Source organism: Streptomyces cinereospinus (genome assembly GCF_042430725.1).
Lineage (GTDB): Bacteria > Actinomycetota > Actinomycetes > Streptomycetales > Streptomycetaceae > Streptomyces > Streptomyces cinereospinus.
Genome location: NZ_JBHMCY010000012.1, coordinates 79,093 through 102,716 on the forward strand (window position 1 = coordinate 79,093; position 23,624 = coordinate 102,716).

A 23,624-nucleotide genomic window follows, 5' to 3' on the forward strand; every position below is an offset into this window, starting at 1 on the left:
CGTCCGCACGCGCTTCACGTGCGGACGGGCGGCGCCGAGATCAGACTCTAGTCCTCTGTTCGCCTGTCACCATGCCCAGCGGCCCCCCCAGAAGCTGTTCCACGGCTTCCACTTCGGGTGGCCTCGCTTCTTGTGACCGCCATGCCGTCCGGCACCTTCGTGCTTGTCCTTGGTTGACCCGCTCTTTCCGCCCCGGTGAGGTTTCCGGTTCTTCTGACCCCAGTTCTTGTCTTTCTTCTTGCCGTTCCCTCTCTTGTTCCGGTAGGTGAAACGCACCTTTGGCCGGCTGGTGACATACCGGATCGCGACCCACCCGCCTCGGACAGCCCATACCCAGCGACCATCGAGGTCATAATTGTTGCGCGGGTCTGCAAGGGCGTACTCGTAGGCGTTGGCGCTGCCGCCATAGACCGGGTCGATGGTGAGGAATCGGCCAGTGGCAGCATTGTAGAGGCGGGCGCCCATGAGGGTGAGTCCGGTGAGGGTCTCGGTTGAGCGCTGTGTGGCGCCGAGCCAGTTGTAGCGGGTGGTTGCCTGCTCCGGGCGAGGGTTGCCGTATTCGTCGCTGTCCAGGGCGACGGGGGCCTTGCTGGTGTCCAGCGGAAGCTGCAGCGCGACATCACCGTGGATGTTGGTGAGTTGCAGGACGGTGCCGCCGGTCCTGGTGGTGGTGGCGGCGAGATCGCCGGAGGCGCTGTCTACGTTGCGGGTGAGGTCTCCGGAGGTTGTGTCTTCGATGATCCAGCGGGGATTGTCACTGTCGCTGTCGTAGTGGTTGGTCTTGGATGCGGTCTGTGTCCAGGTCGCGCCGCTGCCGCTTTCCACCTTCCAGGAGCGGAAGCGCAGGGCGGCATCGAGCTGCCACGTCTGTCGCTTGCCGCCCGAAGTCTGCTGGTGGGCAAGGTCGTTGGTGTAGTAGCTGATGGTGCTGCCCGGCAGGGCGGTGGTGCGGCCGAACGCGTCGTAGGTGTAGCCGGAGTTCACGAGGCGGTCGGCGCTGTCGTAGGTGAAGCTGGTGGTTGTCGCTCCTGAGGAGGTGCAGGCGCTGCCTGGTGCGGCGGTGGCGGTGGCCAGTGTCTTGCGGTTGCTGCGCTGGTCGAAGGTATAGGCGCGGCGGGTGCAGACTTCGCCGACGGTGTCGTCGACGCCGGTGAGCCGTCCAGCCCTGTCGTAGGTGTACTTCTGTGCGGACCAGCCTTGGTGGCTGGTTGCCTGGCCGTGCACATTCTCGGTGACGGTGTCCGTGTAGACGGTCGTGCCGTCACTGTCGCGGGTGTACGCGCGAGTGGTGGTCGCGCTCGTGGGGTCCTCGGTGACCTTCAGGGTGTAACCGCCAGGGAGCTTCTCCGTGGCGAGGGTTCCGTTGGCATCGTAGGTGGCAGCGAAGTCACCGGCGACGGAGTCGCTGGTCCTGGTCACCAGCCCGCGGGGCTCGACCGTGTGGTCGTAGGTGTAGGTGACCGTCGAGGGAGCGGTGTCGCTGATTCTGACCGGCCGGTCGAGCTTGTCGTATTCGGTGGTGGTCCTTCCTCCGTCGGCGTCCGTGTAGGAGGTGGTCCGGCCGAGCTGGTCGTAGGTCCTGGTGATCGTTCCACCGGTGGGAGAGACGGTCTTGGTGACCTTGCCGGAGACGGGGTCGTATTCGGTCGTCACCTGGGGAACGGCCTGGCCGAGGGTCCCGCTGACCGTGGTGGTCTCGGGGCGGCCGGCGGCGTCATAGGTGGTAGTGGTGGTGCGGGTCTGGCCGTTGGCGGTGTCGGTGACCTCGGTGGGCTGACCGTAGTAGTCGTATTCGGTGGTGCTGTCGGGCAGGTTCGCGGGGTTGGTGCCGCCGCCGGTGATGGCGCCGGCCGGTCCGGTCCAGCAGATCTGGTCAGCCCACTCGGGGCGGCCGTTGCAGAAACCGGTCCCGTCGGCCGTCCAGTACTCGGTGATGCGCGTCGCGGCGTCGTCGCCCGTGGAGCCGGGCAGCGACTGTGAGGTGACGCGTCCCTGGGCGTCGTAACTCGTCGAGGTGGTCAGGTTCAGACCGCCGGCGTCCTGTATGGTGAGGGTGGGCATGCCCTTGACCCAGTCGTACTGGGTTTCGGTGACCCGCTGCTCACCCATGACCGAGTAGTAGTCGCGTACCCGGGCGCCGGTGACTTCCAGGGTCACCTGGTCCTTGACGGTGGCGGTGCCGTCGGTGGGACGGCCGCTGTCGTACTCCTTGACCGTCCAGGTGCGGGCAGGCACGGAGGTGTCGGCCTGGACCAGCACGCTGGTGCCGTCCTTGAGGTCCTCATTGAGGTCGACGCGGTGCAGCGGCCCGAACTCTTCGAGCTCGCGGGTTCCATTGTCGTTGTAGAGCGAGGTGGTGGAGAGCAGGTGTGCCCGCTCGGAAGATGACCGGGAGATGATGCCCAGGTCGGTCAGGGTGTCCTTCTGCGCGTCTGTGGCGCCGAGTGCGAGTTCGCGGTTGGCTGCGGACAGTTCACGGACCGCGTTCCCGAACCGGTCGTACTCGGTGGTGGTGATGGACTGCCCCGGAGCTGCGGTGTTGACCTGGCGACCGGAGGCGTTGAGGTAGTGGACGGTCGCCCGGCTGTAGGTGCCGGACGTCAGGTTCGCTCCGTCGTGGGAGGCGGGAACCAGGTCGGCCGGGAAGATGGCGGTGGCGTCGGTGGGGCTGTCGAGCTGTCCCCAGGCGGCCGTGTCCGAGATACCCATCGGATGGGGGGCCCTGGCACCGGTCAGCGGAACGCCGTAGACGATGCTGGTGACCGCTTCTCCCTCCACCGTGTCAGCGGTGCCCTGCTGCAGCGCGGGACGGGAAACCGCCAGGAGCATGCCGTCACCCGGCGCGGTACCGCTGGCGGCGTTGCCGTAGGTGAAGGTGTAGGGCAGCTCACCGGGCGGTGACAGCCAGGTGACGCGACCTTCGTAGTAGGCGTACTGGGTTTCCGCCTGCTGCCCGATCCGCGGGTCCCAGGACTGACGGAGCCGGCCGAGGGAGTCGTAACGGTAGGAGGCAACAGCGGTCGCGGTGGCCGCGGTCGCGCCCGGCTGGGTGGCCCACAGCCTGATCTGCCTGACCTGGCCGGTGAAGTCGCCGAACTGGGCGTCGGTGTCCGTGCCTGTGGCCGTGGTGGACGTCGCGTAGACGAACTCCATCACCCGGCAGCCCTTGGTGGCCGGGGTGATCTCGCAGGTCGCCGCTGCGGCGGCGGACGTAGGGGCGATGATCCGCTTGGGGCGGGCCAGCGTCTTGCCGTCCACGGTCACGGTCTCGGAGACGACCTTGGTGGTGGAGTTGGACAAACCGTCCATCAGGGTGCTGGTGACCTGCCAGGTCGTGGCATTCGCCGGCTTGGTGAACGAGGTCACCGTGCCATCGGTGTCGGACAGGGTGAAGGTCGAGCTGACACTGCCCTTCAGAAGGAGGTTTTCGGCTCCGGGCTCGGGTATCCATCCGGTCTTGGCCGCGTTGGCGGTGAAGTGGAGGGCGTCCCCTTCGGCGGTCACCACAGCCACTGCGGTGTCGGACACCTTGCGCAGGTGGGCGTAGTCGGACTCGGTCACCTCAGCGACAGTGCCCGCCACCCACTCCTTGCCGAAGATGGCCGCCTGACCCTCCTGCTGTGCGCCCTGGTCAGGGGTGCGGGAGGAGGCCGTTCGGGTCACCGACATGTCGAAGGACGACGCATCGGTCTCCGAGAGGGTGTAGTCGCCGGTGAGCAGGTTGAGTGAGCCGGGGCCGGTCTCGGTGGCTGCGGCTCCGTCGGCATTGCGGTCCACGACCACGGTCAGCGGAGCCGTGCTCGAGGCCGCCGAGTTCGGGCCGGTGAAGTCGGCCTTGATCTGGATGGTTCCGTCGGGGGAGACGGTACTGGTGGTGTTCCAGACCAGCGGCGCGTTCTTGCCCCCGGTCAGCGCAACCGGCCAGGCGGTCAGAGCGCTCCCGCCCGAGATGACGTCACCCGCCGGGATGGCCACCCAGACGTCCGCTTCCGACCTGCGCCAGGAGAACGACACTTTGTCGTACTTCCCGGCCTCGGCCTCGGCCACCAGCGGCAGCCGTCGGGCAGTACGCTCGCCCTCGGACGGTTGGAGGAACCCACCCGGTCCGGCGTGAAAGACGTACTCCCGGGCTTCGGACTTGTTGTCGGCCTTGTCCACCGAGCGGACCTGCAGGGTGTGCGTTCCGTTCTTCGGCGGGGTGACGCTGATGTTCTTCGCAGCGGTAGAGCCACCAGTGGCGACCTTGGTCCAGGTCACACCATCCAGCGACCACTCCAGCCAGTTGTGGTCGGACGCCGGCGGTGTGACGGTGAACGTGCCTGCCTGCCCGGCACCCTTGACCCACTGCCCGCTCGGGTAGTCCGTCGAGGTGATTGCGGACGGGGCGGAGGGGGCGGCGGTGTCGACCGTGAACGTCTTCCACGCCGACCAGCCGGTGTTGTAGTGCGTACCGTCGTAAGGGCTGGTGCGGAACTTGTAGGTCTTGCCGTTCGTCAGCACACCTGCCGGAACGGTTACCGACGCCGCGGAGCCGCTGGCCACGTACTTGGAGACGATGACGTCACCGACCTGCGTATTGGTGGCGTTGTCGAAGATCTGGAAGGTGCCGTTGACCAGGTCGCCGTCAGCGTCAACGAACGTGTCACGCAGCGTCGGCGTGGTGGTGTTCACCAGGTAGGAGCCACTGTAGGAGAAGTAGGGCGGGCCGGCCTCCTGCTTCGTTCCCGTCTTCGGGCGGAAGTTGTAGTTGACGACCAGCTTCGGCGGGTTGGATGCCGCGTTGGCGGAGTTGACCCGCTTCCACTGCTCGACGATCGTCTCACTCGGCGCATAGAGGCCCATGTGCCCACGAGTCACCTTGGCCGACGCCCACTCCTGGACCAGTGCGGTCACATCGGCGTTGATCCAGCCGTCCGGCTGGGTGGTGCAGGACGGGTTGCCCCTCGTCTCCGAGGACGTGGCCTTCTTCGTCAACTTCGTCGGCTGCGCGGTCCAGCGGGACGACGTCGACGCCGCCCCGGTGGACCACACTTCCCATGGCTGGGTGGGGCACGAGGAACCGGTGTAGTTGGAGGAGTGGAAGTTCCACAGGCTCAGCTTCGCGCTGGAGACCAGTGCCTCCTGGATCGTCGTGGTGTTCCAGGAGATGAAGGAGCGCGCCGTGCGTGGGGTGCCGTCGCTGTTGGTGGTGCCCGGGTTACCCCAGTTTAGTTCGGTGTCCGTGGACAGGTCGGTCGTCTCGCCCTGCTGGACGTAGGTGTCGAATACGTTGCTCAGCGCCGACGTCGAAGGGTCCACCGTGACCGGGAACTTGGTCTTCGGGTCCGCGAGGAACTTCGCGTCCGGCGTGATCACCAGATCGACCCCGGAACTGTTCTTGACGACCTTCATGGCGACCGGCACCCGGCGGGTGTGCTCACCCGACGTCTTGTCAACGGTCGCGTCCCACATCACCGGTGCGGGCATGACGGCCCGCTTGCGGTTCTTGCGGTCGGTGAACAGCACGTTACCGTCAGCCAGTTGCCTGACCTTCAGGCCTTTCGCCTGAAGCGGCAGCGTGTAGGAGTAGTTGGCCGTGGAGGGACGCTCTTCGATCTCGACGAACTGCTCGAAGCCCGTGCGAGTCGCCTCGACCACCAGGTCGGCACCCGGTACCGCGTTGACGTACTCCGCACGCGTGCCGTGCAGCTTCGGCTCGGGCAGACCGCCCTTCCACTGCAGCCGGATCTGCTGGTCACCCTCGCCCAGCGTGACCAGGTCGACCGGCTTCGACTGCCGCGCCGCCGCGAGCGACTTCGCCGGCGTACCCGTCCGGCCCGCCAGCCTCAGCCCCTCCGGATGCGCGACCGGCTCGACACCGCCGTCCGCCGTCTCCTGCAGATCGACATCAACATCCACCCACGCGCCGTCACGCTGGAACCGCACCGGCCCTGCGGACAGCTCGGTCGTGAGACTGCCGTCCTTGTTCACCCATGTCGTCGCCGCTTCGGTGCGCTCACTGAGCGCCTCCACCCGCCGACCCGACAATCGGGCCGCGACCTTGGCCGACGCGATGTCCGCCGCAGCCGCTACCCCCTTCGGCTTGCTCTTGTCCTGGACCGCTTCCGGAGCGGCAGCCGCAGCCGCCCCCTCCATCAGTGACACCGACATGAGCACAGCCAGACTGGCCGAGATCCACCGGAGGCTCCGGCTTCTCTCGTGCCAGACCCACCCTCTCTCTTCCGGAGAGGGCAACTGGTCCTCAGAACTCACGAGTTCATCCCTGTCTGCCGTTCGTGAAAGAACAGTGAACGAATCGCAAAGTAGCCGAGGACACAAGATCATCAAGATCACCTAACGCCCAACACGGACAGTCGCGAGGCGTGTTCATCTGAGTGATATGCAACACACCACGTCATGTGACGAATACGGAATGCCACATTCCATGGTGGGGTCGATACCGCATAATGCGTTATATCGAGGCAGGCAAAGCAAAACCCCGAACTCGCACATCCATCTCAGTGTCACCGAAATGAGATGGCTCAGGCTTCGAGCGAGGTCCTGCCTGGTGGCCATGCGCAGGCGTGACATTGAGGTGCCTCCGGGCGTCAGGTCACCGAGCACTGACCAGGTCAGGACCGCCGCAGCCGACTCGGGCTGGGGCGACTGGCCGTCCGAGGGCGACGAGGACGAAGGACGCCGCGAGATGACCAGGCCCTCACCTCTCGGCTCGTCCGGCTGACGGCTGTCGTGGCGAGAGAAGAGAGCCACGACGAGCCGTGATCGATGAAGAACGTCCTCGACACCCCTCAGAAGCGGGAGAGAAGGCGGGTCGACCACGTGATGGCACGTCAGGCCCTGCTGCCGCGCGGACTGTCCGGCCATGCGAGCCGTGCCATGTGATCAACGCCGGCAGAGCCGGCGAACGTCATGACACGAGATCTTGGATAGGCTGCGGTGCGCTCTGACTGTCGGAGCTCAACCGCGCCGCTGTGGAGAGCATCGGGTGCCGCAGCCACATCCCACGTGTGGCATCGCCCTCGCCAGGCTTCCGCCGGTGCACAGATGCGGACGCGAGCCGCGATCCGAATGGGGTGGGAAATTGTCCAGTCACCGGCTGTCCAAGAAAGGCCGCTACATCGCGTGGGCCACGACGGGTGTCATCGTGGTCGCAGGCGCCGGGATCGCGGCGCAGACCTCCATGGCCGCCCCGAGCTGGCCGGCGCAGAAGACATACACGGGACGGGCGTTCGACACCTGCACGGCGCCCTCACTCGCCGCGATGAAAGCCTGGAACACCGGCTTTTACGGCGCCGTCGCCGTCTACGTCGGCGGCAAGAACCGCGGCTGCGCCCAGCCCAATCTCACCGCGTCCTGGGTGAAGTCGGTCAACGCCGCCGGCTGGAAGCTGATTCCCCTCTACGTCGGCGCCCAGCCGCCCTGCCAGACCAGCAGGAATCCGGAAAGGTTCACCGCCTCCACGGCAGCCTCCCTCGGGGCGAGCAATGCCAACGACGCCGTCGCCAAGGCATCCGCACTCGGCATTAAGCCGGGCAGCCCCATTTACCTCAACATGGAGTCGTACGACATCACGAACAAAGCGTGCAACGATGCCACCCTGACGTACGTACGCTCCTTCACCAGGACACTGCGAGCCAAGACGTACCGCGCCGGGTACTACGGCTTTTCCAGCTCCAGCGCCAAGGCCATCGCCACCGCCGCCAACCGTACCGACCTGCCGGGGAACCTCTGGTACGCACTGTGGAACAACAAGAACACCACCACCGCCGACTGGCCCTGGGACCCCGAGCTGTACACCAACCACAGCCGCGGCCACCAGTACATGGTCAACAGCAAGGAGACCCGCGGTGGCCACACCATCACGGTCGACCGCAATGCCTGGGACGCCCCGGTCGCCATCATCGGCTGAGAGACCGGGCACCGCACCAGGTGCGCGCGGCGGCGGGCCCTCTGTCGCACACCCCCTCGGCCGCCGCCTGACTGGCGGCGCTCAAGGAGTGCCGACTCGCGCCGGGCCGAACCTGGTGGCTTCATCAGGTTTCCTTCGTGCTCGCTGTTCGGTAGTGGAGCTGGACGCGGCGGAAGACGGGTCAGCGCTGGGGCGGATGAACGTTGCCAGGTTCGTCGTCCAGGTCGTCGTGGTCGGGCGTGGGCTGCGGCGCGAAGGGGAACGCGGGGTAGACGTTGACCTGCGGCGTGGCGGGGGCCGGGTTGCTGATGACCGGGCGCAGGCCCCGGCCGCGCAGGGCGACGATGCTGGCGGCACAGATGAGGGCGGCGATGCCGGTGGCCACGGTGCGGCTGCCGTCGGGCGTGGCGGACCACACCATGGCGATGCCGGAGATGCCCCACCCTGCCCAGAGGATTTGCGCGCCGGTTGCTGCCCGCGGATCCACCGATCAGGCCGAGGAATCCACCGATCAGGCCGATGAACCCGGTGAAACTGCCCGAAGGCGTGGACGGCGGAGCCGGGGAGGGGAGGCCGACGCTGTGCTGCCCGACGCAGGGGCGGATCGGGGTGTCGATCACGCCCCCAGGCCGCTGGTGCTGTCGGCTCCGGACGGCTCGATCACCGTGCGGGTGACGGACAGGCGGTGCGCTCCGTGTTGACGATGTCGCCGACGACGTCCAGCAGGACGATTGACTGCGGCGACCCCGGCGAGGCTGAACACACCCTTGATCCAGTTGGTTCTCCAGACACCTTGACGATGTCTCACTGGTGCGCCTCCTTGTGGAGCGGGTGGAGGCTGCGGTGTGTCGATTCCACCTCGTCCTGCCAGGACAAGCCCGACACCGGCATGCGGCATGTGGCATGCGGCATCAGGAAACGGCGGAGACGGAGGTCAGAGCGTGTGTGCGGGAATCGGCCAGGGCGATCTCGCCGTTTACGCTCTCCCCCGCTCAACGCGCAGAGCGTGCATCGACCCTGAGAGTCCTCCGGCATCCGTTGACCACCGTCATAGAACGTGCCGTTGATACCTCACACCCGACCGGATGCCGGCTCTCACATGGCGAGAGGTGTACCTCACCAGCGATCAGATCGACGCCTCGTCGGTCAGCAGAGGTACGGCGCACGGACGGAGGACCATGAGCGAGTCTTCCGAGGTCGCCACCATGGCAAAGGGGAACCGGTCGAGCTCAAGACAGAGTGCGACGTCATCAGGATGGACTCCTTGACGGACCCCCTCCGCCAGCTCGGCGGCGGCGCGCGACTCGGCAGCGCGGCGGACGAACTCAACAGCATCCGTCCCGGCCTCGGTGGCCCTCCGAGCGATGTATTGAGCGCACGCCAGATCTTCGTCGGCCTGCCCATCCTCGCCGGTGACCACGAACGTGACACTGTCACACTTGCGTGTTCGCAAGAGCCGAGCCGTTGCCTCCGCCACCACGAAGCTGGCGCACAGCACCAGCGACGCCTCCTTGACCGCGAGGGCGCCGACCGTCCCTGCCGTGGTTTTCTGCACAACGGTCCGTCCGCCAAGGTCAATAGACCGCAGCAGTCCCGGCGAGTTGACGGTGTCGAACCCGGGCGCGGGCGGACCGTCTTTGACCGCCACCCAATCCTGGTGGCGGGCCTTGAGTGCGAGGGCTTCGTCCAGCGACTCAGCGAGGACGATCTTCTCCGCCCCCTGGGCAAAGGCATAGGCAGCCACGGTGAAAGCACGCATGACGTCGACTACGACCGCCACCGAAGGGGCTTCGACCAGCTCGGGGATGCCAAGGAAACGAGAGTCCATTCCGATCACGATCGCGCATGCCCGACCCAAAGCACTCAGAAAGTGATACGCATCACATCTATGGTCTCGGAATGCAACACCTCCGACTGCCTCCGTCGCGAAAGTGGTCCGCAACGACCCGCCTGCTCAATCGCCACACGGGGTCACCCGCACACGGTCTCTGCGGACACAAGAAGGATCTTCGTAACCGAGATCGTCAACGGCGGCCCGCCCGTCCACATCGGCGCCGCCCTGCTCGGCCCCCAGAACCTCCAGACCCTCCACGGCTACGTCGCGGTCTTCGCCGAGGATATCGTCGTCAACTGCCAGCGGTTCCTGCACGACCGCCGCTCGCTCCGACCAGAGATCGAATACACGCCTGCATCCGCTCCCCGATGCTCCAGGTCAACCCCAAGCTGCTGCCCCGCCTCGCAGAGATCGAGAAGGACTTTCTCCTACGCCGCAAGCGAGCCCAGGAAGAGCACTGGCTCGGCGAGGTCGAAGGCATCGACTCCACCCTGACCTTCCTGCCTTAGGCCGGACGCTCCGGACCTCCTGCGTCTGCCCGGCGCTGGAGCCGTGGACGGTGCCGCCGTGATCGCGGTGGCCGAGGCCTGCGACGGTGTCATTGATGCCTGGGCCGATGCGGATGCGGGACGGCGCCGTTCACACGGAACTCGGCGCAGGCCGCGACGCCGTTCGAGGCCTGGGGTTCCGCACCTGCGGGTGCCGCGTGAGCGGGAGGTACGGCCGGGGCGGCGAGGGACGAGACGGTGGCCGCGGCAAGGGCGCGGCGCAGCATGCGGTGTCCGCGACGCCGCGCCCCCGCCGCGGGGCGGCGATCCTCGCTGAGGCTGCCGGACCGAACTGCCACCGCCCCCGGGGCCGGGTCTCGTCCGACAGCCTCTCCGGCACGGCTCCGAACGATCCACGGACCGGACGACAGGCGGTCGTCAACGCACCTGAGCTGCAAGCCTTGTTGAGGGTGTGAAACCCGGAGGAGTGACCTCCGATCCAGTGGTTTGACGGTGATAGCATTTCGCCGTCTGCGACCTTGATCCACTTCTACTCAGGGCCCTGAACCCCGAACGCGCTGAACTCCCCCGTGTGCAGTGCGCTGGACGGGTTGCGGAATCTTGCGAGGCGTACCCCCGACGTCCGCACGTAACGCGCCGGGAAAGGTTTCCATGACTCAAGATGTGCTTCTTTGGTGCCTGTTTGCGATAGCGGTGACAGCCGTCGCCGCCGTCGTGGCACTCGTGCTCCGCAGCAGAGGCGTGACGAGGAGGAAGAAGGAGTCCGAGGCCGAGCTTCAGGCGCGGCTGCAGTACAGCCAGAACGAACTGGGACGCGTACAGGCGGAACTGGCCAGGACCAGAAACGAGCAGGACGGGGTCATCCGCGAAGCGGAGCAGGCCGCCGAGGAGAACATCAAGGCGGTCCTCAAGGGTGCCGCGCGCTTCCTGCAGAGCCTCGCGGCCGAGCAGACGACGCTGCTGGACGGGGTCCAGCGCGAATACGGCGGCCACCCGGTCCTGGCCGACCTGATGGACATCACGCACGCCAACGCCCAGATGGCCCGCAAGGCACAGGGCATCGCCGTCATGTGCGGTGCGCCGCTGGGCCGCCGCAACCAGCCGGCCAGTGTCTACGACGTCGTCCGCAGCGCCCAGAGCCAGATCCGCAACTTCCAGCGCGTGGAGATCATGCAGCCGAGCGGCATCGCGCTGAAGGCCTCCGCCGTCGCGCCGGTCGCCCTCGCCGTCGCCGAACTGCTCGACAACGCTGCCAGCTTCTCGCAGGCGGACGCGCCGATCGAGGTCACGTTCCGCCAGGTTCAGCAGAACCTCTGCATCATCATCGACGACGCCGGCGTCGGCATGAGCGACGAGGACCGGCAGCGGGCGAGTGCGCTGCTGTCCGGCGACGACGCCGCCCGCCTGTCCCAGCTGGGCACCCAGCCGAAGTTCGGCTTCCCGGTGATCGGCCTGATCGCCCGGCAGTACGGCTTCAAGGTGGATGTCACCGGTGTCTCCCGGTACGGCGGCGTACGAGCCGTCGTCCTGCTGCCCGAGGAGCTGTGGACCATGGAGGAGACCCCCGCGGCCCCGGAGACGGCGCCCGTGAGCAGCATCCGGCCGGTGCAGGCCCGTACTCCGGAGCGCACGGCCAACGGTCTGCCGAAGCGCGGGACCCGGATCACGTCCGTCGGTGACTCCACCGCGACGGACCAGCCGGCCAAACGTGCCGTGCGGCGCCGCGGCGCCGGCAGCCTCGGTGCCCTGCAGCGCGGCACCCAGACCGGGCGTGATGTGGCCTCCCTCGACACCCCTATGTCCGAAGGATCCGACAACGCATGAGTACGACTGACCTGTCGTGGATGGTCCAGGACATCGTGACCAACGTGCCCAAGGCACGGCACGCCGTGGTGCTGTCGGCGGACGGCATACCGCGCGGTTCCACGGACGGCCTGACCCGCAAGGACGTGGGAACCGTCTCCGCGGCCATGGCCGGGATGCAGTCCCTCAGCCGGGCCACCGCCCACTTCGCCGGCCCTTCGCCGGACCGGGCGTGGATCCAGACCGTCATCGAGTTCCAGCACGGCTGGGTCTTCCTGATCGGGGCCGGGCAGGGGGCCTACCTGGCTGCCGCCGCGGAGCCCGACGTGGACATGGAGCAGCTCTCGTTCCGCATGAACCGGCTGGTCGCCCGGCTGGGCAACAACCTCACCGCCCCGCCGCGGATGCTCCCCGCCGACGCGGCTCAGGCAGGAGACGGGCCTCAGGCACACGCGGCCGGGACGGGCAGGTCCGTCGCCGTTCTCGACCAGCTGGACCGGGCGGTGGCCTCGGTGCCGGGTGCCCTGCACGCCCTGCTGCTCGGCGCGGACGGTCTGCCGCGCGGCGCCAGTGCGCGGGTCGACAGGGACCTCGCGGACACGATCTCGGCGGCCATGACCGGCATCCACGCCTACAGCCGGGCGACCGCGCCCTTCGCGGGCGGTGAACTGGACGACGAGTGGAGCCAGACGGTCATCGAGTTCCAGCACGGCTGGGTCTTCCTGATCGCCGCCGGCGAAGGTGCCTTCCTCGCCGCGGCCGCCGAGCACGACTGCGACATCGAGGAGTTCGCCGCACGTCTGGGTGATGCGATGCCCGCGTCGCTGCCGGGCGTGCCGGGAGAAGGGGCCAGCGATGCATGACGACCCGTCCGACGAGCTCGAACTGACGGCTCCGTTAGTCCCGTTCTTCGTCATGGCGAAGGGGCGCGTACTTCCGCGGGACAGCGAGTACGAGCACACCACCATGATTACGGCCCAGGACTCGGCCCTGGCCACGGTACGCACCCTGGCTCCGGAGGCTCGCGCGGTCATCGACCTGCTCGCGGACGGATTCCTCTCGGTCGCCGAGGTCGCGGCCCATACCCAGTTGCCCTTGGGCATCGTGCGCATCCTGCTCGCGCAGATGGCCGAGGACGACCTGATCCATGTGCGCAATCCGGTGCCGCATGCGGAACGCCATGACCCAGCCCTGCTCACCGCCGTGCTCCATGGCCTGGAGCGAATACGAACCGGAGCGTAACTCCCGTGTATCTGGATCCCAAGGTCTCCCGCTCCGTGAAGGTCCTGGTCGTGGGCCACTTCGCGGTGGGGAAGACCACCTACATCGGAAGTGTCTCCGAGATCGAGCCGCTTCAGACCGAGGAGGAGATCACCGAGGCCAGCGTGGGCCTCGACGACCTCTCCGAGACGCCCGACAAGACCACCACCACCGTGGCGATGGACTTCGGGCGTCTGACCCTGAGTGACGACCTGGTCCTCTACATCTTCGGAACTCCCGGGCAGGAACGGTTCAAGCAGATGTGGGAGGGCCTGTCGAGGGGAGCGCTGGGCGCGCTCGTCCTGGTCGACCCCGAGCGGCTGGAAGAGACCTTCCCCATCCTGGACCTGGTCGAAGCCTTCGGCCTGCCCTACGTCGTCGGCGTGAACACCTTCGACGGCAGGACCCACTTCCCCCTGTCCGAAGTGTGCGAGGCACTCAACCTCTCCGACGAGACACCGGTCATCGACTGCGACGTCCGCGACCAGGATTCATCGATGCAGGCCCTCATCACGCTCGTGAAGCACCTCTTGTCCTCACTCGGCTAGGAGCCACCACCATGCAACAGCCCCTCGAGACGACCGGGGTACCTGCCGAATGCCCAGCCCACGGCAACGTCCCGCTGTACGGCTCCGACTTCGGCTCCGACCCCGAGCGCACCTATGACAAGCTGCGCTCGATGGGACACAGCGCCCCCGTCGACATCGCGCCGGGCGTCCAGGTCGAGCTGGTGACCAGCTATGACGCGAGCCTGTACATCCTGCAGAATCCGACGCTGTTCGTACGCGACTCCCGTCGCTGGAAGGCCCTGAACGAGGGGCGGGTCCCGGAGGACAGTCCGGCCCTGCCCATGATGGGATACCGTCCCAACGCCCTGTTCAGCGATGGCGCCGCGCACGCCCGGCTGCGGCAGGCGGTCACGGAGAGCCTCGCCACCGTCGACCAGAGCCGGCTCATCCGGCTGACCCAGCAGTCGGCCGACTACCTGATCAGCCGTTTCAGCTCCGAGCCCCTCGGCCAGGCCGAGCTGATGGCCGCGTACGCCCAGCCGCTGCCCCTGCTCGTCTTCGGTGACCTGTTCGGCTGCCCGCCCGAGATCGGCGACCGCGTCATCGCCGGGATCACCGGCATCTTCCAGGGCACCCCGGGCGCCGACGAGATCCTGGGCGCCGCGCTCGGCGAACTGATCGCCCTCAAGCGCCGGCAGCCCGGCGAGGACCTGACCACCCGGTTGATGGTGCATTCGGCCCGGCTGAGCGACGAGGAGGTGCTGCACCAGCTGGTGACCATGCTCTCCGGCGGCACCGCGCCCCTGTCGGCCACGATCGGCACCAGCGCCGCGCTGTACCTCAGCGACGACTGGCCGACCGGTCTGCCGGTCGAGGACGCGGTCGTGAAGACGTTGTGGAACTACGCCCCGATCGCCAACTACGCGGGGCACTTCCCCACCCAGGACGTCGAGCTGGGAGACCGCACCCTGCGGGCGGGCGACCCGGTCCTGATCTCCTTCGCGGCGGCCAACACCGACCCCAAGCTCACCGCGCACCGTGAACAGCTCAGCCCCAAGGCCCACCTCGCGTTCGGCGCCGGCCCGCACGCGTGCCCGGCCAAGGACCCCGCGTTCATGATCGCCGCCACGGCCGTGGAGTCCCTGCTCAACCGGCTTCCCGATGTGGAGATGCGCGTCCCCTTCGGCGAACTGGCGTGGGTGGCGGCGCCGTGGAGCCGCTCGCTGGTCACCGTGCCCATCCGGTTCACCCCCCGTACCGTGGCGCAACCGGTCACCACACGTCAGGCGCCGCCGTCTTCCGTTCAGACGGCACCCTCGCCCGCCGGCGTTCCCCAGCCACCCGCGGCGCACCGGCCGGCCCACGCCGCACCGCGCCCGAAGGGCGGGCTCTTCAGCCGCTTCCGCGCCTGGGTGAACGGCGAGTGACGCAAGTAACCATATGAAACTACAGAGTTACTGTGTGACTCGATGACCACTCGGGTACGGATAGCGGCTGGCAGAAAGGAGCCGCTACCGTGGGAAGTGTTACGACTCCGTCCGCGGACCGTCGGGCCACCATCTCCCTGTTCTCCCGCCTCAGGACGGCTGACGGACAGGCCGACCCCTTCCCCCTCTACGCAGAGCTCAGGGCGCGCGGCGCTGTCAGCCGCGCGCCCTGGGGTGGTTTTCTCGTTACCGGTTACAGCGCCTGCGAGCAGGTGCTGCGCAACGGCGTCTGGCTCGAACCGGACACCCGATGGCGAGAGCAGCAGGGCGCGCGTACCCGCTGGAGTGCCCCCTCGTCCCGGGAGATCAGCCGTACCCTGCCGGCCCTCAACCCACCGGAGCACACCCGAGTGCGCCGTTCGGCCGGCAGCTTCGACCGCACCACCATCGACCGGATCGGCCTGCGGGTCTCCGACGTTGTCGACCGGCTACTGGACACCCTGCACGAGCGGCTGCGCGCAGGCGAGGCCGACTTCGCGGAGCTGGTGAGCGAGGAGCTGCCCGTCGCGACCGTCGGCGACTGGCTCGGACTGCCCAGCGCCGACTGGCCCCGGCTGCGCGAACTCACCCACGAGCAGGTCTTCACCCAGGAGCTGCTCCCCCACGCCAGCCAGCTCGCCCGTTCCGACGCCGCCATGGCCGAACTGCGCTCCTACTTCCTCGACCTGGTGCGTGCCCGGCGCAGACGCCCCGGCGACGATCCGGTCTCCCGGTGGATCAGCACCTGGGACGAGCTCGAACCGGACCAGGACAAGGCAGACGAAGCCGTCTACTTCCTCGCCCTGTTCGTCCTGCTGGCGGCGCTGGAGACCACCGCGACACTGCTGTCCACCATGACGCTCCGGCTCGTCGAAGACCCCGGCCGCTGGAGCCGACTCGCCCTGCGCCCGGACCTCGTGCCCGCGTTCGTGGAGGAGACCTTGCGCTATGACCCTCCCACGCACGTCATCAGCCGGGTCGCCGCGCAGGACACGCTCCTGGCGGACACCGAGGTCGCCGCCGGTGAGATGGTCCATCTCATGGTGGGCGCCGCCCACCGCGACCCCGCCCGGTTCCCCGACCCCGACACCTTCGACCCGCTCCGCAACCCCTCCCACCTGGCCTTCAGCTGGGGCATCCACTACTGCCTCGGAGCACCCCTGGCCCGGCTGGAAGCACAGACCCTGCTTCGCCATCTGATCGCCCGCCTGCCGCAACTGACCCTGGTCCGCCGCCCCGCGCTGGCGCCCCGGGTGGCGTTCCGGCGCCTGCTGAACCTGGATGTAGCACTCGCATGATCTCGCCCCTCACTCCCGCCGCCGTGTCCGCCACCGAGGCCGCGCTTCCCTTCGCGCCCGCGCTCTCAGCCGCCCCCCTGGCTCTCGGCAGAAGCGGCCCCGTCCTCCACGTCCAGCTCAATCCCGCGGCACAGGACGACGTCTTGAGCACGGCGGTCCTGGACGCGCTCATCAACGTCCTCGACGACCTCCATGACCAGCCCGACGTCCGCGTCCTGGTGCTCTCCTCCCTGGGCGACGACTTCTCCCTGGGGGCCGACCGCCGGGAGTACCAGGACGCCCTGGACGCCGACCCCGGCGGAAGCACGCTGCTGCGCCTCGCGGACAAGGCCCACCGCCTGTGCCAGGCACTGGAGAGCACCCATGCCGTCACCATCGCCCGGCTGCACGGCAAGGTCGTAGGAGCCGGTCTGGCCCTCGCCGCCTACTGCGACCTGCGCGCCGGCGCGGACACCTGCCGGTTCCGCATGCCCGAGGTCGGCATCGGGCTCGCGCCCGCCTGGGGCGGCGCCATGGGCCGGCTGATCACGGAAGCGGGTGCCGCCCGGATCCGCGAACTCATGCTCACCTGCGAGACCTTCGACGCCCCCACCGCCCACCGCCTCGGCCTCCTGCACAAGGTCGCCCCGCTCGACGCTCTGGACGAGGCCGTCACCGCTTGGTCCAAACCCCTCGCCCGACGCTCCCCACAGGCCGTGCTCTTGACCAAACGCATGCTCACCGGCTACGCCAAGGCCGCCCGCATGACCGACCCCACCCTGCTGGACTCCCACCTCCTCGCCGCCCAGCTCACCAGGCCCCGCTAGTGTTCTGAGTCAGGAATGCGGTTTTGACGTTCCGGATTGCGGGGTGGCGCGTACTGGGCGACCGCAGGCCGAGTCGAACCTGTCGGACGAGGAACGGCACCGCGCCGGAGGGATGGGCGCGGTGCCGTTCCACGCCGCGGGCATGGGCCCTGCGCTGCCGGATCGTCCTGGCGTGTGCCGCCGGGGCGTCGGACAAGGACGTTGCGGCGCACCTGGGTCCGACACCGCTCGCGGTGGGCCGGTGGCGGGCACGCTCCGTCGAGCGCCGGATCGCCGGCCTGGGTGACATGCCCAGGCCGGGCGGCCCCCGGACTGTCTCCGACGAGCAGGTCGCCGCGGTGGTGAAACAGACGCCGGAGCCGACGCCGAAGAAAGCCCCTCACTGATCGACGCGGGCGATGGCCCAGGAGATGGGCCTCGCATGATCCGCTCGTTCCGGCAGTGCTCCCGCCGGACAGCTGCGGCGCTCGGCCAGCCCCCACGCAGGTAGTCGCGGCCGGCTGAGCGCCAGGGGCGGGGCGGTCCCGGAGCGTCCGGGACAGGTTCACTCTTCACTTGTCGGATCACCTGGAGCAGGCCGCGACGCCTGACCTGTCGGTCGACAGTGTGCCTGACAGGCGAGTCGCGACCCTACGGCGCCTGGACTCAGCCACACTTGAATGATCATACACTTACCGCGCGCAGTGGGAGCACCAACCCCTTGCACCATGAGCACACGCACCCACACTTCGGCGCGACTCACCAAGCCAGCGTAGCGCCATCAGTGCGCCTCTTTGATGGCAAGACTTGACGTAAAACCAAATGTGTATTCACATAAGGCCTTGAGTACCGGGACGGCAGGGAGGTGGGGCGGCTCCGCGCATTGCCGCAGGCGCCCCGCCCCCGGGCAGCCCTCCAACGACGAGAGAGCCTTCTTCCGCCATGGCGCGTGCAGCGAGCATCGACCCTGAGAGTGCTCCGGCGTCCGTTGACGTGGCCCTGCGGCAGATGCCCCGCTCGCACATCCTGAGCCTCATCACCCACTCGGCCGGATCGGCCGCGGCGGGGACATCGCCGCCGGTCTGCTTCCTGGCAGGCCCGGATTCCGCCTACATCAGCGGCGTCGTCATCGACGACGACGGAGGTCTCGTCCACGCCTGATCAACCCGCTTCGCATCCGCACCTGCCGTGGGCCCTCCGCACGGGCCTGCCGTATCGCGTCTGTGACAGCCGTCCCGCAAGGAGAGACAACCATGTCGTTCACGTCGTCCTCAGCAGGTCAGGCCCGCGTCTGGTGGGAGACCGCCGGCGAGGGAACCCCCGTCATTCTCATCAACGGCCTCAGTTCACCTTCGGCCGTCTGGTTCCGCCTGGTGCCCATGCTCGCCGGCCGGCACCAAGTCCTCACATTCGACAATCCGGGCACCGGCCGCACCCGTTTCGAGGGGGACTCCTTCTCGATGGAGATGCTGGCCGAGGCGGCCGCCGATGTCCTCCACGCCGCCGGAGGGGCCAAGGCTCATGTCCTGGGCATGTCCATGGGCGGGCTCATCGCCCAGCAGCTCACGCTCACGCGCCCCGAACTCGTCTCCAGTCTGACTCTGGTCTCCACCCATGCCGGGTCCCCCCACATGACCCAGGACCAGAGCAGTCTCGAAGCCATCAGCCGGGCGCAGCAGATGTCCTCCGAGGACCGCACCGGCTACCTCGCCGATCTGACCTATGCCCGTGCCACCCGGGCGGAGCGCGAGGCCGATCTCGCCGTCAGGGCCCAGTACCCCACCTGCGAGGAGGGTTACAGCAGTCAGCTCGCCGCGACGATGGGCTGGGAGCGCCTTGAGGACCTGCGTACGCTCACCTGCCCGGCACTCGTTCTGCACGGGGCGCAGGACCAGCTCGTCTCCGTGGCCAACGCGCGCCAGTTGTCCGAGTACATCCCGCGAGCCCGGCTGACGGTGCTCGAAGAGTGCGGGCATCAGGTCTTCAGCGACCAGCCCGTGACCGGTGCGCACACCCTCCTCGACTTCTTCGCCGAGGTGGAGGCCGCTGCGTAGCCGTTGCCCGCACAGGGGTTCCCCGGCGGGTTTCGCGCCGGGGAGCCCGCGATCGTCGTCTCACACCGCGGCGGGCGTTCCCAGCGCGGCTTTCGCGATGCGGAGAAGGGCCGGCTCCGCGTGAGGCAGCCGGCGCAGGTGAGGCGTGCGCGCCACATGGTTGATGATCATGATGGCCATGTTCACGCGCAGCCGCGCCGCCGTCTCCTCCTGCTGGGACCCGCCGGGGCTCAGCAGGGCCGACCATTCGCGCAGGTAGTCGTGCTGGGCCTGGCGGAAACGCTCGCGGTCCTGTTCTGCGAGGTGGCCGAGGTCACCGATGAGGACCGATGCCATGCCGTGTTCGACGGCCAGGACCAGGTAGGAGCGCAGCAGCCCGTCCACGGCCTGCTCGGCGTTGCCCGCCTGCGCGAAAGTACGGGTCACTTCCGCCCACAGCCATTCGTTGCCGCGGTTGAGGACCGCGGCCAGCAGTTCCTGCTTACCGGAGAAGTAACTGTAGACGCTGGGGCCGGCGATGCCTGCCGCTTCCCCGATCTCCTCGATCGTGACCGAGGCGACGCCTCGCTCGGCGATCAGCCGGGCGGCCGCTCCGACGATGCCCTCGCGCCGGGACCGCATCGCCAGACGCCCGCTGCCGCTGTCGTGCGGGGGCAGCGGCTCTGCGTGCATCCCCGGAAGTGAAACGTCCGCCACCCGTCGGACGGCTTCGTAGAGCAGTTTCGTGAATCGGCGGGGCGACACCTGGATGCGGTGGAAGGAGATACTCGCCAAACCCGCCAGGATGCCGGCCGCCAGCAGATCGGCTTGTTCTTCCTGCAGATCAGGGCGCTCCTGGCACAGCCGAGCGCGCAGCAGCGCGGCCACCTGGGCGTACTCTTCTCGCAGCTCGCTTCGCACTTGAGCGGGGGCGTGGCGGGCCTCGCGCAGCCACAGGACGCCTGCGGCCCTGCTGTCCACGGCAGCAGCAGCCAGGGCGCGCAGCATCGCATCGAAGTCGACGGGCTGTTCGAGTGCCGCCCGGGCCGGCGCGATGCTCTCCCGCGCCGCAGCGGCGAACAGCGCGTCCTTGCCGCCGAAGTGCCGGTACAGCGCCGACGGCTGCACGTTGACCGCGCGGGCGATGTCGGCCATGGAAACACCGGTGTAGCCGACCTCCGAGAACAGCCGGATGCCTGCCTCGACGATCAGAATCCGCCGGTGCGCGGGCCGCGTCCCCACTGGCGGCACCGTGCCTATGTCCTGCGTACCCACATCTGCTCTCTCAGGAATCGGTCGACAGAGGAAGTGAACGACGCTTCGACGTCGCGGTGCAATTGTAGGGAGGGAAACGGTCGTCTTCGCCGGGCCTTGGGCTCAAGCGACGGCCATCCCTGGCGCCGACAAGCTTGAGCGTGCCGCCGCCCTACGGTGCCGCCCATGGTTACCTTGCCGTCCCCGGTACGGCAGGGAGAACGCGCCCCGCCGCCCGGGTGCGGCCGGAGCGGCGGTGGCACGGTCTACGGCCCCGACGGCTGTCACCACGAGTGGCGTGCCGGGCGAAGCGGCGGCGCTCAGCCGTCCGAGGCGTTCGGTGCGACCGAGTGCCAGGTGACGGGGTGACGCCCGGTGTCGCGGTGGGAGCGGGGCGGGTCGGCCGGGGTCCTGCTGAAGCGCGGGGCGGGTGCGGGCTGGAGCACGCCGTCGATCTCCAGCCAGGTCCGGCGGGCGGTGTTGTGGGGGTCGGCGGCCGCTTCGTCGGCGGTCAGGACCGGGCTGACGCACGCGTCGCTGTCGTTGAAGACGTCTTCCCAGTCGTCGCGGGTTCTGCGCCCGATGATCTGCGCGAAGAGGGCGTGCTGCTCGGCGGGGGCCGGGAGGTCGTCGGGATCGAGCCCGAGCCCGCGCAGGAACTGCTGGAAGAACTGGGGTTCGAGTGCGCCGACGGCTATGTGGTGGCCGTCGGCGCACTCGTAGACGGTGTAGTTCGCGGCGCTGCCGTCGAGCTGGTTGTGGCCTCGCTCGTGCCACTGTCCGGCGGCTCTCAGGCCGCTGAGCATGGCGAGCATGCTCACGGTTCCGTCGACGATGGCGGCGTCCACGACCTGGCCGTGCCCCGAGGCGCGTGCTTCGTGGACAGCGGCGAGGACGCCCAGGGCCAGCAGCATTCCGCCGGCACCGAAGTCGCCGAGCAGGTTGAGGGGTGCGACGGGCGGGCGGTCCGGCGGGCCGAAGGCGGCGAGTGCGCCGGACCGGGCGATGTAGTTGAGGTCGTGTCCGGCGGTGTGGGCGAGCGGACCGTACTGCCCCCACCCGGTCATCCGGGCGTAGACCAGGCGCGGGTTGCGTCGCAGGCACGGTCCGGGACCGATGCCGAGGCGCTCGGTGACGCCCGGCCGGAAGCCTTCGACCAGGACGTCGGCGTCCGCGACCAGGTCCAGGACCGCGGTCACGCCTTCCGGAGTTTTGAGGTCGACCGCGGTTCGTCTGCGGTTGCGGAAGAGCACGGTGTGGGCGGCGGCGTGCAGTTGGTCGGCGGCAGCCGGGCGTTCGACGAGGATCACGTCGGCGCCGAGGTCGGCCAGCATCATGCAGCCGTACGGTGCCGGGCCGATCCCGGCGATCTCGACGATGCGGAGGCCGGCCAGCGGCCCGCCGCTCATCGTGTGCCGCCCTGGGCGTCGTCGGAGATGTCGGAGCGCAGTCTGTACTTCAGGAGCTTGCCGGAGGGGTTGCGAGGGACGGAGCCGAGGATCAGTACGTGCGGCACCTTGTACGAGGCGAGTCGCTCCCGGCAGAAGTCGCGGACGCTGTCCAGGGTGACATCCGCCCCTTCCCGGGGAGTGACCACGGCCACGATGCTCTCGCCGTAGTCCGGGTGGGGGCGGCCGATGACGGCGCAGTCGGTGATGTCGGGGTGGGCGGCGAGGGCGTTCTCCACCTCCACCGAGTAGACGTTGCGGCCGCCGGTGATGATGAGGTCCTTCAGCCGGTCGACCAGGGTGACGAAGCCGTCGGCGTCGACCCGGGCGAGGTCCCCGGTGTGCAGCCACCCGTCGCGCAGCGCTTCCGCGGTCTCGGCGGGCTTGTTCCAGTAGCCCTTCATGACGGTTTCGCCGCGCAGGATCAGCTCGCCGACCTCGCCCGGCAGGGTGTCCTGTCCGTGCAGGGAGACCACTCGCGACTCGGTGAGCGGCAGCGGCTGGCGTCCGCTGGCGTCGGGGCGTGCGCGGACTTGTTCACCGGTCAGGTAGATGCCGCCGGGGCCGCCTTCGGTCTGGCCGCACAGTTGCATGAACTCCACGTGCGGCAGCAGTTCGGTGAGTTGCTCCACCGTGCTCGCGGGCATGGGGGCGGCGCCGAACAGGCCGGTGCGCCAGGCGGACAGGTCGCGGTCGGGGAAGTCGGGCCGGCGCAGCAGGAACTGGAACATGGTGGGGACGCCGAAGAACATCGTGACGCGTTCGGCCTCCAGTTCGGCCAGGACGGTCGCGGCGTCGAAGCCGGGCAGGACGATGTGCTTGGCGCCGATCAGTGTCCCGGGGATGAGCATGATGCACAGCTGTGCACCGTGGCACAGCGGGGCGCTGTGCAGGAGCCGGTCGCCGATTCTCATGTTGCAGGTGGCGATGATGTTCACCGCGGTCCACATCACCCGGTGGTGGTCGAACAGGGCGCCCTTGGGCCTGCCGGTGGTGCCGGAGGTGTAGAGGATCAGTGCGTCGTCCGCCTCGGTCACGTGGTCTTCGGCGGGGTGCGCGGCGCTGTCGGCGGCGAGCGCCAGCAGGTCGTGGTGGCCGTCGCTCTCGCCCAGCGACAGCACGTGCGTCAGGGTGGGCGGGAGGCCGGCCGTCCGGGCCTTGTTCACGGTGGGGGCGGTCGTGGGGTCGAACACGAGCGCGGCGGCCGCGGAGTCGGTGAGCAGGTACTCCAGCTCGGGGGGCGCGGCCGAGGGGACGACGGGGACGAAGACGAGGCCGAGTCTGACCGCCGCGTAGAAGGTGATGACGAAGTGGTCGGAGTTGGGTGCCATCAGTGCGAGGCGGTCGCCCTTGGCCAGGCCGAGGCCGGCCAGTGCTGCTGCGGCCTTGTCGACGGCGGCGTCGAGTTCGGCGTAGGTGTAGGTGCGGTCGTCGAAGGCGAGTGCCGGGGCGTCGGGGGTCCGACGGGCGCTGGCTCTCAGCGTGCTGCCGATGGTGGGCATCGGTGCTCTCCTTG

At 68.5% G+C, this 23,624-nt stretch carries 19 protein-coding genes; 12 read left to right on the forward strand and 7 right to left on the reverse strand.

The genetic code is table 11. From position 1 onward, the window contains the following. Window positions 1-66: 66 nt before the first annotated feature. Window positions 67-6,150 carry an RHS repeat-associated core domain-containing protein gene (locus ACFF45_RS08840; protein WP_381344237.1) on the reverse strand — a complete coding sequence of 2,028 codons (6,084 nt, stop codon included), beginning with the start codon at window positions 6,148-6,150 and terminating at the stop codon, window positions 67-69. 931 nt (window positions 6,151-7,081) lie between these two features. Here ACFF45_RS08840 and ACFF45_RS08845 point away from each other — a divergent pair. After that, window positions 7,082-7,909, forward strand: coding sequence for a glycoside hydrolase domain-containing protein (locus ACFF45_RS08845; RefSeq protein WP_381344240.1), 828 nt, complete (start codon window positions 7,082-7,084; stop codon window positions 7,907-7,909). 181 nt (window positions 7,910-8,090) lie between these two features. Here the strand turns inward: ACFF45_RS08845 and ACFF45_RS08850 are convergent, their stop codons facing one another. The 3 genes from ACFF45_RS08850 to ACFF45_RS08860 form a co-directional block, all read right to left on the reverse strand. Continuing rightward, window positions 8,091-8,330, reverse strand: a complete 240-nt coding sequence (locus ACFF45_RS08850) for a hypothetical protein (RefSeq protein WP_381344243.1) — start codon at window positions 8,328-8,330, stop codon at window positions 8,091-8,093. A 705-nt stretch (window positions 8,331-9,035) separates the two neighbouring features. After that, entirely contained in the window at window positions 9,036-9,737 is a 702-nt protein-coding gene (locus tag ACFF45_RS08855; protein ID WP_381344246.1) for a 2-phosphosulfolactate phosphatase, read from the reverse strand. A 126-nt stretch (window positions 9,738-9,863) separates the two neighbouring features. After that, window positions 9,864-10,058: a hypothetical protein gene (locus ACFF45_RS08860; protein WP_381344249.1), complete on the reverse strand. Its 195-nt coding sequence runs from the start codon at window positions 10,056-10,058 to the stop codon at window positions 9,864-9,866. 53 nt (window positions 10,059-10,111) lie between these two features. On the opposite strand from ACFF45_RS08860, the gene ACFF45_RS08865 reads away from it, so the two are divergent. The 11 genes from ACFF45_RS08865 (at window position 10,112) to ACFF45_RS08915 (ending at window position 19,427) form a co-directional block, all read left to right on the forward strand. Continuing rightward, the gene (locus tag ACFF45_RS08865) at window positions 10,112-10,252 is read left to right on the forward strand and encodes a hypothetical protein (RefSeq protein WP_381344252.1); all 141 of its coding nucleotides are present in this window, start codon (window positions 10,112-10,114) and stop codon (window positions 10,250-10,252) included. 651 nt (window positions 10,253-10,903) lie between these two features. Then, complete coding sequence (locus tag ACFF45_RS08870) at window positions 10,904-12,076, forward strand: ATP-binding protein (RefSeq protein ID WP_381344255.1); 1,173 nt, start codon at window positions 10,904-10,906, stop codon at window positions 12,074-12,076. Between the two features lie 20 nt (window positions 12,077-12,096). Continuing rightward, the gene (locus ACFF45_RS08875; RefSeq protein WP_381344345.1) at window positions 12,097-12,918 is read left to right on the forward strand and encodes a roadblock/LC7 domain-containing protein; all 822 of its coding nucleotides are present in this window, start codon (window positions 12,097-12,099) and stop codon (window positions 12,916-12,918) included. Next, complete coding sequence (locus ACFF45_RS08880; RefSeq protein WP_381344258.1) at window positions 12,911-13,297, forward strand: DUF742 domain-containing protein; 387 nt, start codon at window positions 12,911-12,913, stop codon at window positions 13,295-13,297. The genes ACFF45_RS08875 and ACFF45_RS08880 overlap by 8 nt, the downstream gene beginning before the upstream one ends. A 5-nt stretch (window positions 13,298-13,302) precedes the next feature. Beyond that, complete coding sequence (locus ACFF45_RS08885; protein WP_381344261.1) at window positions 13,303-13,863, forward strand: GTP-binding protein; 561 nt, start codon at window positions 13,303-13,305, stop codon at window positions 13,861-13,863. Between the two features lie 11 nt (window positions 13,864-13,874). Next, the gene (locus ACFF45_RS08890) at window positions 13,875-15,251 is read left to right on the forward strand and encodes a cytochrome P450 family protein (protein WP_381344264.1); all 1,377 of its coding nucleotides are present in this window, start codon (window positions 13,875-13,877) and stop codon (window positions 15,249-15,251) included. 89 nt (window positions 15,252-15,340) lie between these two features. Then, the gene (locus ACFF45_RS08895; protein WP_381344267.1) at window positions 15,341-16,588 is read left to right on the forward strand and encodes a cytochrome P450; all 1,248 of its coding nucleotides are present in this window, start codon (window positions 15,341-15,343) and stop codon (window positions 16,586-16,588) included. A 143-nt stretch (window positions 16,589-16,731) separates the two neighbouring features. Beyond that, window positions 16,732-17,394 (forward strand): enoyl-CoA hydratase/isomerase family protein, encoded by a 663-nt coding sequence (locus ACFF45_RS08900; protein WP_381344270.1) that lies wholly within the window; start codon window positions 16,732-16,734, stop codon window positions 17,392-17,394. A 23-nt stretch (window positions 17,395-17,417) separates the two neighbouring features. After that, window positions 17,418-17,780 (forward strand): helix-turn-helix domain-containing protein, encoded by a 363-nt coding sequence (locus ACFF45_RS08905; RefSeq protein WP_381344273.1) that lies wholly within the window; start codon window positions 17,418-17,420, stop codon window positions 17,778-17,780. Between the two features lie 601 nt (window positions 17,781-18,381). Then, window positions 18,382-18,534, forward strand: coding sequence for a hypothetical protein (locus ACFF45_RS08910; protein WP_381344276.1), 153 nt, complete (start codon window positions 18,382-18,384; stop codon window positions 18,532-18,534). Between the two features lie 92 nt (window positions 18,535-18,626). Then, on the forward strand, window positions 18,627-19,427 hold the full coding sequence (locus ACFF45_RS08915; RefSeq protein ID WP_381344279.1) for an alpha/beta fold hydrolase: 801 nt from the start codon (window positions 18,627-18,629) through the stop codon (window positions 19,425-19,427). A gap of 60 nt (window positions 19,428-19,487) precedes the next feature. On the opposite strand, the gene ACFF45_RS08920 is transcribed toward ACFF45_RS08915, so the two are convergent. From ACFF45_RS08920 to ACFF45_RS08930, 3 genes are all read right to left on the reverse strand, one after another. Further along, entirely contained in the window at window positions 19,488-20,681 is a 1,194-nt protein-coding gene (locus ACFF45_RS08920) for a TetR/AcrR family transcriptional regulator (RefSeq protein ID WP_381344282.1), read from the reverse strand. Between the two features lie 299 nt (window positions 20,682-20,980). Next, a complete protein-coding gene (locus ACFF45_RS08925) occupies window positions 20,981-22,069 on the reverse strand; it encodes a CaiB/BaiF CoA transferase family protein (protein ID WP_381344284.1) in 1,089 nt (362 codons plus the stop codon). Next, a complete protein-coding gene (locus tag ACFF45_RS08930) occupies window positions 22,066-23,610 on the reverse strand; it encodes a class I adenylate-forming enzyme family protein (RefSeq protein ID WP_381344286.1) in 1,545 nt (514 codons plus the stop codon). Before ACFF45_RS08930 ends, ACFF45_RS08925 begins: the two co-directional genes overlap by 4 nt. Window positions 23,611-23,624: the final 14 nt, after the last annotated feature.